Below are 13443 nucleotides of genomic sequence, written 5' to 3'. Positions count from 1 at the left end.
ACGGTGCAGGCATAATTATGCAGATTCATCAGGAAAATGCACGCAGCAACACGCACGATAGTGCGTGTTTTGACCGTATTCAGGGTAAACACCAGCCAGTACAGGCGAAAAAAATCCAGGCCTGGGGCCTGGATGCCGTGGGTTGCTGCCGCCGTCTCAGCGTGCGGGCAGGAACAGTGCCTTCAGCTGATCGAAGCTCTGCTCCAGCGTCTGCCCGCTGGTATCCACCACGTGGTCGGCCTTGGCGTAGAAGCCGGCGCGGCCTTCGAGGATGCTGCGCAGATCGTCCATGGCCTCGGGATTGGCGGCCATGGGGCGGGTATCGCCCTGGGCCACGACGCGGGCCATGTGCTCCTCGGGCTGGGCCTTGAGCCAGACCGTGGTGCAGTGCGACAGCAGCTCGTTGAAGGTGGCCGGGTCGGAGACGATGCCGCCCGGCGTGGCGATGACCACGTCGCTGTAGATCTGCACGGCTTCCTCCAGCGCACGGCGCTCGTAGCGGCGGTAGGCGTTGGCACCGTACAGGTCGTGGATGGCGCGCACGCTGCAGCCCGCAATGCGCTCGATTTCCTGGTTGAGTTCGAGGAAGGGCACGCCCAGCTGCTCGGCCAGCATGCGGCCCAGCGTGGACTTGCCTGCGCCGCGCAGTCCGATCAGGGCGATGCGCGTGTGGCGCTGGCGGTCGCTGGGCGCCGTGCCCAGCAGCTCGCCCGCGGCCAGGCGCACGCGGCGCAGGTCCTCTTCATTGCGGCCTTCCAGCAGCTCGCGGATCAGCAGCCATTCGGCGCTGGTGGTGGTCACGTCGCCCAGCAGCTCGGCCATGGAGCATTGCAGGGCCTGTGCAATATGGTGCAGCACCAGCACCGACACATTGCCCGTGCCGTATTCGAGGTTGGCCAGGTGGCGCTCCGAGACATCGGCCGCCGCCGCCAGGGCGCGCCGCGTCATGCCCCGGCGCGAGCGCAGGCTGCGCACACGCTCGCCCAGCGCCTGCAGCACCTGGTTCCTGGGGGCTTCTGAGAGGGAATCCGCCGCCCCGGCGGACTGGGCTGCCGTCTCGAACTGGTCCATAGAGTTTCCTTGAAGAGGGCGTGAATGATAAACAGTCGGGGTTAACACCAGCCATGCAATATAGTGCTTGACGCTCGATGGTGTTCTAACTATCTTTCTGATGCACGCACAATATTGCATGTTGTGCGGAAGATCACAAGTCGGGCCGGATGCCCGATGTCGAAGGAGACCCCCGATGATCGACTTCACCCAGCCCTTCAATTTCGCCGCGCACCTGTTCGCGCTCAATGAGGGGCGGCCCGGCAAGATCGCCTACATCGACGACCACGGCACGCTGAGCTACGGCCAGCTGCAGCAGCAGGCGCAGCGCATGGCCAGCGGCCTGCTGGCGGCGGGCATCCACCGCGAGGAGCGCGTGCTGCTGCTCATGCACGACCGCCATGAATGGGCCGTGGCCTTTCTGGGCGCGCTGTATGCGGGCGTGGTGCCGGTGGCGGTGAACACCTTGCTCACGGCCGACGACTACGCCTACATGCTGGGCCACAGCCGCGCCCAGGCCGTGCTGACCTGCGATGCGCTGCTGCCCCTGCTGCGCCAGGCGCTGGACCGGGCGCCCAACGAGGTGCGCCATGTCTGGGTGGCCGGCGACGAAGCGGCGGCGCGCGCCGCAGGCTTTGCGCCGCTGCAGCCCTGGCTGGCGGCGCAGCCGCCGCTGCCCGCACCGGCGCCCACGCTGGGCGATGACCCGGGCTTCTGGCTGTATTCCTCGGGCTCCACGGGCAAGCCCAAGGGCGCGGTCCACACGCATGCCAATCCGTACTGGACGGCCGAACTCTATGGCGGCCCGGTGCTGGGTCTGGGCGAGGGCGACATCTGCTTTTCCGCCGCCAAGCTCTACTTCGCCTACGGCCTGGGCAATGCCCTGAGCTTTCCGCTGAGCGTGGGCGCCACCGTGCTGCTGATGGCCGAGCGGCCCACGCCCGAGGCCACCTTCGCGCGCTGGGTGCAGCACCGGCCCACGGTGTTCTTCGGCGCGCCCACGGGCTTTGCGGGCATGCTGGCCTCGCCGCTGCTGCCCGCGCGCGAGCAGGTCAGCCTGCGCATGTGCTCCTCGGCCGGCGAGGCGCTGCCGGCCGAGATCGCCCAGCGCTTCAAGGCGCATTTCGGCGCCGACATCGTGGACGGCATCGGCTCCACCGAGATGCTGCACATCTTCCTGTCCAACCGGCCCGGCGACATCCGCTACGGCACCACGGGCAAGCCCGTGGACGGCTACCGCGTGGAGCTGCGCGGCGAGGACGGCCGCCCCGTGGCCGATGGCGAGGTGGGCGACCTGTTCATCCAGGGCCCCAGCGCCGCCCTCATGTACTGGGGCAACCGCGACAAGACGCGCGAGACCTTCCAGGGCGGTTGGCTCAAGAGCGGCGACAAGTACGTGCGCGACGCCGATGGCTACTACACCTATGCCGGGCGCAGCGACGACATGCTCAAGGTCAGCGGCATCTATGTCTCGCCCTTCGAGGTCGAGGCCACGCTGATGCAGCACCCGGCCGTGCTGGAGGCCGCCGTGATCGGCAAGACCGACGCCGACGGCCTGCTCAAGACCAAGTCCTTCGTCGTGCTCAAGGACGGCTGCAGCGCCACCGAGGCCGAGCTCAAGGCCTTCGTGAAGCAGCGCCTGGCTGCCTACAAGTACCCGCGCTTCATCGAGTTCGTGGACGAACTTCCCAAGACCGCCACCGGAAAGATCCAGCGTTTCAGGCTCCGAGAGCGCGAGGCCAGCGTCGGCTGAACAGCCCCTTCCGATTCCCCTGACAAAAGCAAGACCCATCCACCACAAGGAGACACGCATGAACACCGATCGCAAACACTGGGCCGTCCTCGCCCTGACGGCCTCCCTGTCCTGCGGCGCATATGCGCAGGACAAGATCAAGGTCGGCTTCATGCTGCCCTACAGCGGCACCTATGCGGCGCTGGGCTCGGCCATAGAAAACGGCTTTCGCATGTTCGTGAACGAGCAGGGCGGCAGGCTGGGCGGGCGCGAGATCGAGTTCTTCAAGGTCGATGACGAGTCCGATCCGGCCAAGGCCACGGACAACGTCAACCGCCTGATCAAGCGCGACAAGGTCGATGTGCTGGTGGGCACCGTGCATTCAGGCGTGGCCATGGCCATGGCGCGCGCGGCCAAGGAAAGCGGCACCGTGCTCATCGTGCCCAATGCAGGCGCCGATGCGGTCACGGGCGCCATGTGCGCGCCCAACATCTTCCGCTCGTCCTTCTCCAACTGGCAGTCCTCCTATCCCATGGGCGTGGTGGCGGCCAGGCAGGAAGGCAGGAAAACCGCCATGACCATCACCTGGAAATACGCGGCCGGCGAGGAGATGACCAATGCCTTCAAGGAAGGCTTCGAGAAGGAGGGCGGCAAGGTCAGCAAGCAGCTCACCGTGCCCTTTCCCAACGTGGAGTTCCAGGCCCTGCTGACCGAGATCGCGGCCGCCAGGCCCGATGCGGTGTTTGCCTTCTTCGCGGGCGCGGGCGCCGTCAAGTTCGTCAAGGATTACCACGCGGCCGGCCTGCACAAGACCATCCCGCTGTACGGCTCGGGCTTTCTGACCGACGGCACGCTGGAGGCCCAGGGCGAGGCCGCCCAGGGGGTGCTGACAACGCTGCACTACGCCGACGAGCTGGGCACGGAGCGCGACCGGCGCTTTCGCTCCGCCTATGCCCAGGCCTACAAGCTGATGCCCGATGTGTATGCCGTGCAGGGCTACGACGCCGCCCAGATGCTGGGCGTGGGCCTGAAGGCGGCGGGCGGCGACATCGCGAAGAAGGCCGAGTTCCGCCAGGCCATCGAGAAGGCCACCATCCCCAGCCCGCGCGGTGACTTCACCATCAGCAAGTCGCACAACCCCGTGCAGGACATGTACCTGCGCAAGGTCGTGGGCAAGGAGAACCAGCGCATGGGCGTGGCCATCAAGGCCCTGGGCGATACCGGCCGCGGCTGCCGCATGTGAGGCGCGGGGTGCACTCATATACGGACGCATACGGACATCGCCATGGACCTTGCCACCTTTCTCGTGCAGTGCCTGAACGCCGTCCAGTACGGGCTGCTGCTGTTCCTGCTGGCCTCGGGCCTGACGCTGATCTTCGGGATCATGGGCGTGATCAACCTGGCCCATGGCAGCTTCTACATGATCGGCGCCTACATGGCCTTTGCGCTGTCCCCGCTGCTGGGCCAGCACTTCATCACCATGCTGCTGGCCGGCGTGGCGCTGACCGTGGTGCTGGGCTATGCGCTGGAGTGGGCCTTCTTCAGCTACCTCTACGAGCGCGAGCACCTGCAGCAGGTGCTGATGACCTTCGGGCTGATCCTGGTGTTCGAGGAGCTGCGCTCGCTGCTGGCGGGCAACGACGTGCATGGCGTGCCGCTGCCCGGCTGGCTGTCGGGCAGCTTTTCGCTGGGCGGGCTCATGAGCTATCCGTGGTACCGGCTGTTCGCCTCGGGAGTGTGCCTGCTGGTGGCGCTGGCGCTGTACTGGGTGGTCAACCGCACGCGCCTGGGAATGATGGTGCGCGCGGGCGCCAGCAACCGCGACATGGTGCGCGGCCTGGGCATCGACGTGAAGCGCCTGTACCGCATCGTCTTCGCCATCGGCGTGGCGCTGGCGGCACTGGCAGGCATGATCGCCGCGCCCATGAGTTCGGTCTATCCGGGCATGGGCGGCAACGTGCTCATCATCTGCTTCGTGGTGGTGGTGATCGGCGGCATCGGCTCGATCACGGGCGCGCTGCTGGCCTCGCTGCTGGTGGGCTTTGTCGATACCTTCGGCAAGCTGTTCTTCCAGGAACTCAGCGGCATGAGCATCTACCTGCTGATGGCACTGGTGCTGGTATGGCGGCCCCAGGGCCTGATGGGGCAAAGGAGCTGAACAATGGCCGTATCCAATCCTTCTCCGGCCCTGCTGGCAGCTGCCGTGCAGCCCCTGCAGCCTGTGCAGCCCGCAGAGATGCCGCAGCGCGCCTGCCGATGGCAGGCCTGCGCCGTGCCGCTGGCCTGCGTGGCGCTGCTGGCGCTGGCCGGCCCCTGGTGGTCGGACTATCTGTCGGGCCTGGTGGTCAAGACCATGATCCTGGCCATCTTCGCGCTCAGCCTGCAGCTGCTGGTGGGCGGCACGGGCCTGGTGAGCCTGGGGCATGCGGCCTTCATGGGCCTGGGCGCCTATGCCGCCGTGCTGTCCGCAGGCAACGAAGGCGGCAGCCTGCCGGCCATGCTGGGCTGGGCGCTGCTGGCCTCGGGCGGCTATGCGCTGCTGGTGGGCCTGCTGAGCCTGCGCACGCGCGGCATCTACTTCATCATGGTGACGCTGGCCTTCGCACAGATGGCCTACTTCGTGGTCCACGACACGGGCATCGGCGGCGGCAGCGATGGCATCTACCTGATGGCCCGGCCCGCGCTGGGCGCCATCGACATGGAAATCCCGCGCGTGCAGTACTACGTGGTGCTGGCCGCCCTGGTGCTGGTCTATGCCTTCCTGGCCGGGCTGCGCCAGTCGCGCTTTGGCGCGGCGCTGGCGGGCATACGCGTCAACGAACAGCGCATGCGCGCGGCCGGCTTCACCACCTACGGGTACAAGCTCGCGGCCTTCGTGCTGGCCGGCATGCTGGCCGGCGTGGCGGGCTTTCTGCTGGCGGTGCGCGATGCCGTGGTCAACCCCGAGCTGCTGTCCTGGCACCACTCGGGCGAGGTGCTGCTGATGGTCATCCTCGGCGGACTGGGCTCGCTGCGCGGCGCCGTGCTGGGCACGGTGGCCTTCATCGCGCTCAAGGAGGTGCTGTCCACGCATGCCATCGTCGGCCCCATGGCCGACCACTGGCAGCTGAGCCTGGGCCTGGCCATCATCGTGCTCGTGGCCCTGCTGCCGAAAGGACTGATGGGGCTGATCGGGCCGGCGGGCCTTGCTCGGCAACGCGCTGGAGTGCACAACGAGGCCCACCACAAGGAGGCCGGACATGGCTGATGCGGCACTGCTTTCGGTACGCGGCCTCACGCGCCGCTTCGGCGGGCTCACGGCCGTGGGCGGCGTGGACCTGGACCTGCATGAGGGCGAGGTCCATGCCGTGATCGGCACCAACGGCGCGGGCAAGTCCACCCTGGTCAACATGCTCTCGGGCGAACTGGCGGCCAGCGCGGGGCGCATCGCGCTCGCGGGCCAGGACGTCACGCGCATGCCCCAGCCCCGGCGCGCGCGTGCCGGCGTGGGCCGCAGCTACCAGCGCACCACCATCTTTCCCGAGTTCTCGGCGCTGGAGAACTGCCGGCTCGCGGCCCAGGCGCAGATGGCGCTCAGGCCCTGGCAGCTGGGCCTGTCCGCACAGCGCTGCGTGGCCAGCCTGCGCCAGGCCCATGCGGCCCTGGAGCGTGCGGGCCTGGCCGGGCAGGCGCTGGCCGTGGCCGGCACGCTGAGCCACGGCGCCAAGCGCCAGCTGGAAGTGGCCATGTGCCTGGCCACCGGCCCGCGCGTGCTGCTGCTGGACGAGCCGCTGGCCGGCATGGGCGCCGAGGAGACCGAGCGCATGCTGGCCCTGCTGCAGGAGCTCAAGCGCGGCCACGCGGTACTGCTGGTCGAGCACGACATGGACGCCGTGTTCCGCATCGCCGACCGCATCACCGTGATGGTCAACGGTTGCGTGGTGGCCACGGGCACGCCCGCGCAGATCCGTGTCGATCCGGTCGTGCGTACAGCCTACTTGGGAGAAGACCATGACTGAGCCCATGTTCGCCATCGACGAGCTGCATACCTACTACGGCGACAGCCACATCCTGCAGGGCGTGAGCCTGGCGCTGGGCGCGGGCCAGGCCGTGGGCCTGCTGGGGCGCAACGGCATGGGCAAGACCACGCTGATCCGCACGCTCATGGGCTATGTGCCCGCGCGCCGCGGCCGCCTGCGCGCCGATGGCCGCGACTGCACGGGCGCGCCGCCCGAGCGCATGGCGCGGCTGGGCATTGGCTATGTGCCAGAGGGGCGCGGCATCTTCCCCAACCTCAGCGTGCGCGAGAACCTGGTCATGAGCGCCCGCCCCGGCCTGCAGGGAGAGCGCCACTGGACGCTGGAGCGCGTGCTCGACACCTTCCCCCGGCTCGCGGAGCGCCTGGCCAACGGCGGCGACCAGCTCTCTGGCGGCGAGCAGCAGATGCTGTCCATAGGCCGCGCGCTGATGACGCACCCGCGCCTGCTCATCCTCGACGAAGCCACCGAAGGCCTGGCCCCCCTGGTCGTCGCCGAAATCTGGCGCGTGATCGCCGCCATCCGCAGCACCGGCATCTCCACCCTGATCGTGGACCGCGACTACAAAAAGGTCTTGGCCCACACCGACCGCGCCGTGGTCATGGCCAAGGGCCGGCTGGCGCTGCAGGCCGACTCGCGGGAGCTGCTGGCGCAGCCGGAGCGCCTGTCGGAGTTGCTGGGGGTTTGATCAGGGCTGTGCCGCCACCGGCGGTTGCGCCGCGAGCTTGACGTTCTGCGCATGCGTGGGCGGCAGCAGCGCCATGGTCAGGCTGCAGGTGCAGGTCAGGCGGCCGGTTTCGTCGTGCAGTTCGATGGCCCAGACATGGGTGGTCTGGCCCAGGTGCACGGGGCGGGCCGTGCCCGTGACCCAGCCCTGGCGCGCGGCGCGCACATGGTTGGCCGAGACGTTCAGGCCCACGCTGCGCCAGCCTTCGGGGATGGAGCAGGCCGCGGCCACCGAGCCCAGGGTTTCGGCCAGCACCACGTTCACGCCACCGTGCAGGATGCCGTAGGGCTGGCAGGTGCGCTGGTCCACGTGCACGCGGCCGCGCAGGAAGTCGTCACCGATCTCGGTGAACTCGATGCCCAGGTGCGAGACGGCCGTGTCGGCGCTCAGCGAGGTGATGTCTTCAAGGGTGAAGCTGCGCTTCCAGATCGGCATGGGAGAAGTCCTGTGGTGCAACGAAAAAGACGGCCCCGTGGGCCGTCCTTGCATGCTACGCCAGTCCAGGCAGCCATGCCGATGGCTGCCTGTAGCCCAGGAGACTGCGCGCTGGCGCGCTTGCGCGGTTCAGGCGCGCATGTCGCCCGTTTCGACAAAGCGCTGGTGCCAGCTCAGCGCTTCGCCCAGGATGTGCGGCGTGTGCAGCGCGCCCTGGTGCTGGGCGCGGTCGAAGTAGTCCTGCAGCTGGGGACGGAAGTCGGGATGGGCGCAGCGGTCGATGATGACCTGGGCGCGCTTGCGCGGCGACAGGCCGCGCAGGTCGGCCAGGCCCTGCTCGGTGACGATGATCTGCGTGTCGTGCTCGGTATGGTCCACGTGCGAGCACATCGGGACGATGCAGCTGATCTTGCCGCCCTTGGCCACCGAGGGCGTGACGAAGAAGGACAGGTAGCCGTTGCGCGCGAAGTCGCCCGAGCCGCCGATGCCGTTCATCATCCCCGTGCCCATGACGTGGGTGGAGTTGATGTTGCCGTAGATGTCGGCCTCGATCATGGAGTTCATGGCGATCACGCCCAGCCGGCGCACCAGCTCGGGGTGGTTGCTGATCTCCTGAGGGCGCAGGATGATGCGGTCGCGGTAGAAGTCGATGTTCTCCTCGAAGTCCCTGTAGGCGCTGCCGGACAGCGAGATCGAGGTGGCCGAGGCCTTGCTCATCTTGCCTGCGCGCAGCAGGTCCAGCATGCCGTCCTGCAGGACCTCGGTGAAGCCCAGCAGGTTCTCGAACGGCCCCGTCAGCAGGCCGGCCAGCACGGCGTTGGCCACGTTGCCCACGCCCGACTGGATGGGCAGCATCTCCTTGGGCAGGCGGCCCATCTTCATCTCGTGCGCGAGGAAGTCGATGATGGACGCGGCGATCAGGTTGGAGTTGGCGTCTGGCTGGGCGAAGACGTTGTCGCGGTCGCCCTTGTGGGTTTCGACCACGGCGACCACCTTGGCCGGGTCCACGCGCAGGTAGGGCTCGCCGATGCGGTCATCGGCATGGGTCAGGGCAATGGGCACGCGGCGCGGCGGGATGGCCGTGCCGTAGTAGATGTCGTGCATGCCTTCCATCTTGGCCGGCGGCTTGGTGTTGACCTCCAGGATCACCTTGTCGGCGATCTCCAGCCAGGTCTTGTTGTTGCCCACGGCGGTGGAGGGGATGAGGCGTCCGTCCTCGGTCACGCCCAGCACCTCGACCACGGCCACGCTCATGGGGCCCAGGAAGCCGAACCACGCATGCTGGGCCACGTGGGACAGGTGCATGTCGATGAAGTCGATCTCGCCGGCATTGATCCTGGCGCGGCAGGTGGGGTCGGTGTTGAAGGGCAGGCGCTGGCCCAGTGCGCCGGCCTCGGCCAGGGCGCCGTCCATCTCGGCGGCCGTGGAGGCGCCGGTCCAGACATTGATCTTGTAGGGCCTGCCGGCCGCGTGTTCGCTCTTGGCGTGCTGGGCGATGGCCTGGGGCAGGGCCTTGGGGTAGCCCGCGCCCGTGAATCCGCTCATGCCGACGTTGACGCCGTGGGGGATCAGGGCGGCGGCCTGCTCGGCCGTCATGGTGCGCGAAAGGAATTCTGGGAAACGTACGCGGTCTGCGAGGGACATCTATGGCTCCGGCTGACGGCTCGCGCCAGCCGGCAGGGTGCCGCAGCGCTGGCTTGCAAGCCTAAAAAAAACCGCCCCATGCAAGAACGCAAGGGCGGTATATCTCCGGAAACCGATGGTAGCAGCGCTGGCAGGGGTCCTCGGGTTTCCCCGTAAAGGCCCTGCCGCGCAGTCAAAGGCTCAAAGAATGTTTGCGTGTGCTCACATTCAATGGATCAGTGGCTGATCGTCGCGTGCGTGATCCAGCAGCGCGTACAGGATGATGGCGCCGAAAGTCGCGGTCCCGATGCCGCCCAGCGCGAAGTCGCCGAACTTGAGCGTGAAGTCGCCCGTGCCCAGGATCAGGGTGATGGCCGCCACGATCAGGTTCTTGTTCTGCGAGAAGTCCACGCGGTTGTCCACCCAGATCTTGGCACCGGCCACGGCGATCAGACCGAACACCACGATGGACACGCCGCCCATCACGGGCAGCGGGATCGCCTGGATCAGCGCGCCGAACTTGGGCGAGAAGCCCAGCAGCACGGCCAGGACGGCGGCCACGAAGAACACGGCCGTCGAGTAGATGCGCGTGGCGGCCATCACGCCGATGTTCTCGGCATAGGTGGTCACGCCGGTACCGCCGGCCGCGCCGCTGACCATGGTGGCCACGCCGTCGCCGATGAAGGCCCGGCCCATGTACTGGTCCAGGTTCTTGCCGGTCATGGCGGTCACGGCCTTGATGTGGCCCAGGTTCTCGGCCACCAGGATGATGACCACGGGCACGATGAGCACCATGGCCGGGCCGCTGAACACGGGCGCGTGGAACTGGGGCAGGCCGAACCAGGCGGCATTGATCACGCCCGACAGGTCCACGGGCTTGCCCATGCCCAGCACATTGGTGAACAGGCCGTACAGCAGGCTGGCGGCGATCAGGCCCACCAGGATCAGCAGGCGCTGCACCATGCCGCGCGTGAACACGGCCACCAGGCCCACGCAGACGAAGGTCAGGGCCTGCATCCACGACTCGAAGTTGTTGGCCGCCATGTTCTTGACGGGTATGGCCGCCAGGTTCAGCCCGATCACGGCCACCACGGCGCCCGTGACCACGGGCGGCATGAAGCGCTCGATCCAGCGCGTGCCCACCATCTGCACCACCAGGCCGATCAGCGCATAGACCGCGCCGCAGGCAATGATGCCGCCCAGCGCCACGCCGATGTTGCCGTTGGCACCCTTGCCGCCATAGGCCGTGGCTGCGATCACCACGCCGATGAAGGCAAAGGACGAGCCCAGGTAGCTGGGCACCTTGCCGCCCGTGATCAGGAAGAAGATCAGCGTGCCGATGCCGCTCATGAGCACGGCCACGTTGGGGTCGAACCCCATGAGGATGGGCGCCAGCACGGTGGAGCCGAACATGGCGATCACGTGCTGTATGCCCATCAGCCCGGTCTGTGGCCAGGGCAGGCGCTCATCGGGGCCGATCACGCCTCCCCGTTGCAGCTGGTTGGCGGATTTTTCCGTCCATTGGAAAAGGCCCATGTGGCATCGCTCCTTGTAAAAAATTGGCGCGATATTAGAGGCATTTGTTTTCTGGCAGGTGGGGTGAAGCGGAAATTTTTTCCCAGTGTTTGTGCGGAGATACGCGATCCGGCCCGCAGACTTTGTCGCCCAGGTGCCAGGCTAATGGCTTTCCCGTCTGGGCTCGCGGGCAGCGCGCGCGTACCGTGGCCGGTCATGAGCCACACCCCTGCCTTCATCCCCCAGATCCGCCTGTACCAGGACTGGCTGCGCGAGCGCCACGGCCTGCAGTTCGACAGCTACGACGCCCTGTGGCGCTGGTCGGTGACCGACCTGGACGCCTTCTGGCAAAGCATCTGGGACTACAACGCGCTGCAGTCGCCCACGCCGCACACGGCCGTGCTGGAGCGCAACACCATGCCCGGCGCCCAGTGGTTTCCGGGTGCCCAGATCAACTACACGCGCCAGGCGCTGCGCCATGTGGATGCCGCCCATGCGGCCGGCATGCCCGCCGTGGTCAGCCGCAACGAGACGGGCCGCCACCGCGAACTGTCCTGGCCCGAGCTGCGCCGCCAGGTCGCCGCCCTGGCCCTGCATCTGAAGGCCCAGGGCGTGGGCCGCGGCGACCGCGTGGCCGCCTACCTGCCCAACATCCCCGAGGCCATGGTCGCCCTGCTGGCCACGGCCAGCCTGGGCGCCGTCTGGAGCATCTGCGCGCCCGACATGGGCACCAACGCGGTGCTGGACCGCTTCCGCCAGATCGCGCCCAAGGCGCTGATCGCCGTCGATGGCGTGCACTACGCCGGGCGCGATATCGACCGCATGGCCGTGCTGGCCGAGCTGCGCGCAGGCCTGCCCAGCGTGGAGCATGTGGTCCTCGTGCCCAACCTGGACCTGGAGGCCAGCCTGGCCGATGCCGCCGACTACGGCCAGGTCACGGCGCGCGACGACGCGGCCACGGCGGCCTTCGAGCCCGAATGGCTGCCCTTCGACCACCCGCTGTGGATCGTCTACTCCAGCGGCACCACCGGCCTGCCCAAGCCCATCGTCCACGGCCATGGCGGCATGGTGCTGGTGGCCCTGCAGCTCAAGGCCCTGCACAACGACGTGGGCTGCAGCTACCACCCCAACAGCTGGGGCGAGCGCTACCACTGGTACAGCTCCACGGGCTGGGTGATGTGGAATGCCCAGGTCTCGGGCCTGCTGGGCGGCACCACCTGCGTGATCTTCGACGGCAGCCCCGGCGGCAGCAAGGACAGGCCCGACTGGGGCGTGCTGTGGCGCTTCGCGGCCGAGACCGGCGTGACCAGCTTCGGCTCGGGCGCGGCTTTCTACGCCAACTGCATGAAGGCCGGCGTGGACCTGGCCCAGTGCGGCGACCTGTCGCGCATCCGCAGCCTGGGCACCACGGGCTCGCCGCTGTCGCCGGAGGTGCAAAGCTGGGGCACGGCGCAGTTCGCAGGCATGGGGCGGCCTGACATCTGGTGGAACAACATCTCGGGCGGCACCGACTTCGCGGGCGCCTTCATCGGCGGTCACCGCGAACTGCCGCAGCAGCCGGGCATCATGCAGTGCCGCCAGCTGGGCGCGGCCGTCGAGGCGTGGAACGAGCAGGGCCAGCCCGTCATCGACGAGGTGGGCGAGCTGGTCTGCACCCAGCCCATCCCCTCCATGCCCCTGTACCTGTGGGGCGATGCGGACGGCAAGCGCTACCTGTCCAGCTACTTCGACATGTACCCGGCCGGCCATGGCCGCGCGCCCGGCGGCGGCGACGGCCCCGCCGCCATGGGCCCGGTCTGGCGCCACGGCGACTGGATACGCATCCTCCCGGAGGGCGGCTGCATCATCTACGGCCGCAGCGACGCCACCATCAACCGCCACGGCCTGCGCATGGGCACCAGCGAGATCTACAGCGCCGTCGAGGCCCTGCCCGAAGTGCTGGACTCCATGGTCGTGGACCTCGAATACCTGGGCCGCGAAAGCTACATGCCGCTGTTCGTGGTGCTGCGCCCGGGCGTGGATCTGGACGACGCCCTGCGCGCCCGCCTGCAGGGCGCCATCCGCCAGGCCCTGTCGCCGCGCTTCGTGCCCGACGAGATCGTGCAGGTGGCCGAAATCCCGCGCACGCTCAGCGGCAAGAAGCAGGAGCTGCCCATCAAGAAGCTGATGCTGGGCCAGCCGCTGGACAAGGTGGTCAACAAGGAGGCCATGGCCAACCCGGGCTGCCTGGACTGGTATGTGGGCTTTGCGGCGCAGCATGCCAGGAAGCAGGAGCAGAGGTCGGCGCCTGTCTGATATGCGAACGGTATCAGTGGCTCGGTTTTTAATATTGGACTGCGACAGAC

General features: G+C 68.0%; 11 protein-coding genes. 7 read left to right on the top strand and 4 right to left on the bottom strand.

Annotated elements, in window-relative coordinates:
* Positions 1 to 156: 156 nt before the first annotated feature.
* A complete protein-coding gene (locus ACUTR7_RS22230) occupies positions 157 to 1071 on the bottom strand; it encodes a helix-turn-helix transcriptional regulator (RefSeq protein ID WP_012202015.1) in 915 nt (304 codons plus the stop codon).
* A 175-nt stretch (positions 1072 to 1246) separates the two neighbouring features.
* Between ACUTR7_RS22230 and ACUTR7_RS22225 the strand changes: the two genes are divergently transcribed.
* From ACUTR7_RS22225 to ACUTR7_RS22200, 6 genes are read left to right on the top strand one after another with little or no spacing between them, the layout of a single operon-like run.
* The gene (locus tag ACUTR7_RS22225) at positions 1247 to 2803 is read left to right on the top strand and encodes a benzoate-CoA ligase family protein (RefSeq protein WP_012202016.1); all 1557 of its coding nucleotides are present in this window, start codon (positions 1247 to 1249) and stop codon (positions 2801 to 2803) included.
* 58 nt (positions 2804 to 2861) lie between these two features.
* Positions 2862 to 4025, top strand: a complete 1164-nt coding sequence (locus ACUTR7_RS22220; RefSeq protein WP_096914451.1) for an ABC transporter substrate-binding protein — start codon at positions 2862 to 2864, stop codon at positions 4023 to 4025.
* Positions 4026 to 4067: 42 nt separating this feature from the next.
* Entirely contained in the window at positions 4068 to 4940 is an 873-nt protein-coding gene (locus ACUTR7_RS22215) for a branched-chain amino acid ABC transporter permease (RefSeq protein WP_445609848.1), read from the top strand.
* 3 nt (positions 4941 to 4943) lie between these two features.
* Positions 4944 to 6029 carry a branched-chain amino acid ABC transporter permease gene (locus tag ACUTR7_RS22210; protein ID WP_445609847.1) on the top strand — a complete coding sequence of 362 codons (1086 nt, stop codon included), beginning with the start codon at positions 4944 to 4946 and terminating at the stop codon, positions 6027 to 6029.
* Positions 6022 to 6780 (top strand): ABC transporter ATP-binding protein, encoded by a 759-nt coding sequence (locus tag ACUTR7_RS22205; protein WP_445609846.1) that lies wholly within the window; start codon positions 6022 to 6024, stop codon positions 6778 to 6780. The genes ACUTR7_RS22210 and ACUTR7_RS22205 overlap by 8 nt, the downstream gene beginning before the upstream one ends.
* Complete coding sequence (locus ACUTR7_RS22200; protein ID WP_016447319.1) at positions 6773 to 7486, top strand: ABC transporter ATP-binding protein; 714 nt, start codon at positions 6773 to 6775, stop codon at positions 7484 to 7486. The genes ACUTR7_RS22205 and ACUTR7_RS22200 overlap by 8 nt, the downstream gene beginning before the upstream one ends.
* On the opposite strand, the gene ACUTR7_RS22195 is transcribed toward ACUTR7_RS22200, so the two are convergent.
* From ACUTR7_RS22195 to ACUTR7_RS22185, 3 genes are all read right to left on the bottom strand, one after another.
* Positions 7487 to 7960 carry a hotdog fold thioesterase gene (locus ACUTR7_RS22195; RefSeq protein WP_012202024.1) on the bottom strand — a complete coding sequence of 158 codons (474 nt, stop codon included), beginning with the start codon at positions 7958 to 7960 and terminating at the stop codon, positions 7487 to 7489. It abuts the gene before it with no gap.
* A gap of 129 nt (positions 7961 to 8089) precedes the next feature.
* Positions 8090 to 9604 (bottom strand): acetyl-CoA hydrolase/transferase family protein, encoded by a 1515-nt coding sequence (locus ACUTR7_RS22190; RefSeq protein ID WP_445609845.1) that lies wholly within the window; start codon positions 9602 to 9604, stop codon positions 8090 to 8092.
* Between the two features lie 207 nt (positions 9605 to 9811).
* Positions 9812 to 11119 carry a solute carrier family 23 protein gene (locus ACUTR7_RS22185; protein WP_012202026.1) on the bottom strand — a complete coding sequence of 436 codons (1308 nt, stop codon included), beginning with the start codon at positions 11117 to 11119 and terminating at the stop codon, positions 9812 to 9814.
* Positions 11120 to 11314: 195 nt separating this feature from the next.
* Between ACUTR7_RS22185 and ACUTR7_RS22180 the strand changes: the two genes are divergently transcribed.
* Complete coding sequence (locus ACUTR7_RS22180; RefSeq protein WP_445609844.1) at positions 11315 to 13393, top strand: acetoacetate--CoA ligase; 2079 nt, start codon at positions 11315 to 11317, stop codon at positions 13391 to 13393.
* Positions 13394 to 13443 lie beyond the last annotated feature (50 nt).

This window comes from Delftia sp. NA_296.1, from assembly GCF_052692095.1.
Note: the sequence above shows the minus strand (reverse complement) of the source record. Positions and strands in the feature narration are given on the sequence as shown.

Bases quoted from the DNA above. Each gene is read 5' to 3' on its own strand.
- ACUTR7_RS22230 (WP_012202015.1), bottom strand. From the start codon at position 1,071: ATGGACCAGTTCGAGACGGCAGCCCAGTCCGCCGGGGCGGCGGATTCC.
- ACUTR7_RS22225 (WP_012202016.1), top strand. From the start codon at position 1,247: ATGATCGACTTCACCCAGCCCTTCAATTTCGCCGCGCACCTGTTCGCG.
- ACUTR7_RS22220 (WP_096914451.1), top strand. From the start codon at position 2,862: ATGAACACCGATCGCAAACACTGGGCCGTCCTCGCCCTGACGGCCTCC.
- ACUTR7_RS22215 (WP_445609848.1), top strand. From the start codon at position 4,068: ATGGACCTTGCCACCTTTCTCGTGCAGTGCCTGAACGCCGTCCAGTAC.
- ACUTR7_RS22210 (WP_445609847.1), top strand. From the start codon at position 4,944: ATGGCCGTATCCAATCCTTCTCCGGCCCTGCTGGCAGCTGCCGTGCAG.
- ACUTR7_RS22205 (WP_445609846.1), top strand. From the start codon at position 6,022: ATGGCTGATGCGGCACTGCTTTCGGTACGCGGCCTCACGCGCCGCTTC.
- ACUTR7_RS22200 (WP_016447319.1), top strand. From the start codon at position 6,773: ATGACTGAGCCCATGTTCGCCATCGACGAGCTGCATACCTACTACGGC.
- ACUTR7_RS22195 (WP_012202024.1), bottom strand. From the start codon at position 7,960: ATGCCGATCTGGAAGCGCAGCTTCACCCTTGAAGACATCACCTCGCTG.
- ACUTR7_RS22190 (WP_445609845.1), bottom strand. From the start codon at position 9,604: ATGTCCCTCGCAGACCGCGTACGTTTCCCAGAATTCCTTTCGCGCACC.
- ACUTR7_RS22185 (WP_012202026.1), bottom strand. From the start codon at position 11,119: ATGGGCCTTTTCCAATGGACGGAAAAATCCGCCAACCAGCTGCAACGG.
- ACUTR7_RS22180 (WP_445609844.1), top strand. From the start codon at position 11,315: ATGAGCCACACCCCTGCCTTCATCCCCCAGATCCGCCTGTACCAGGAC.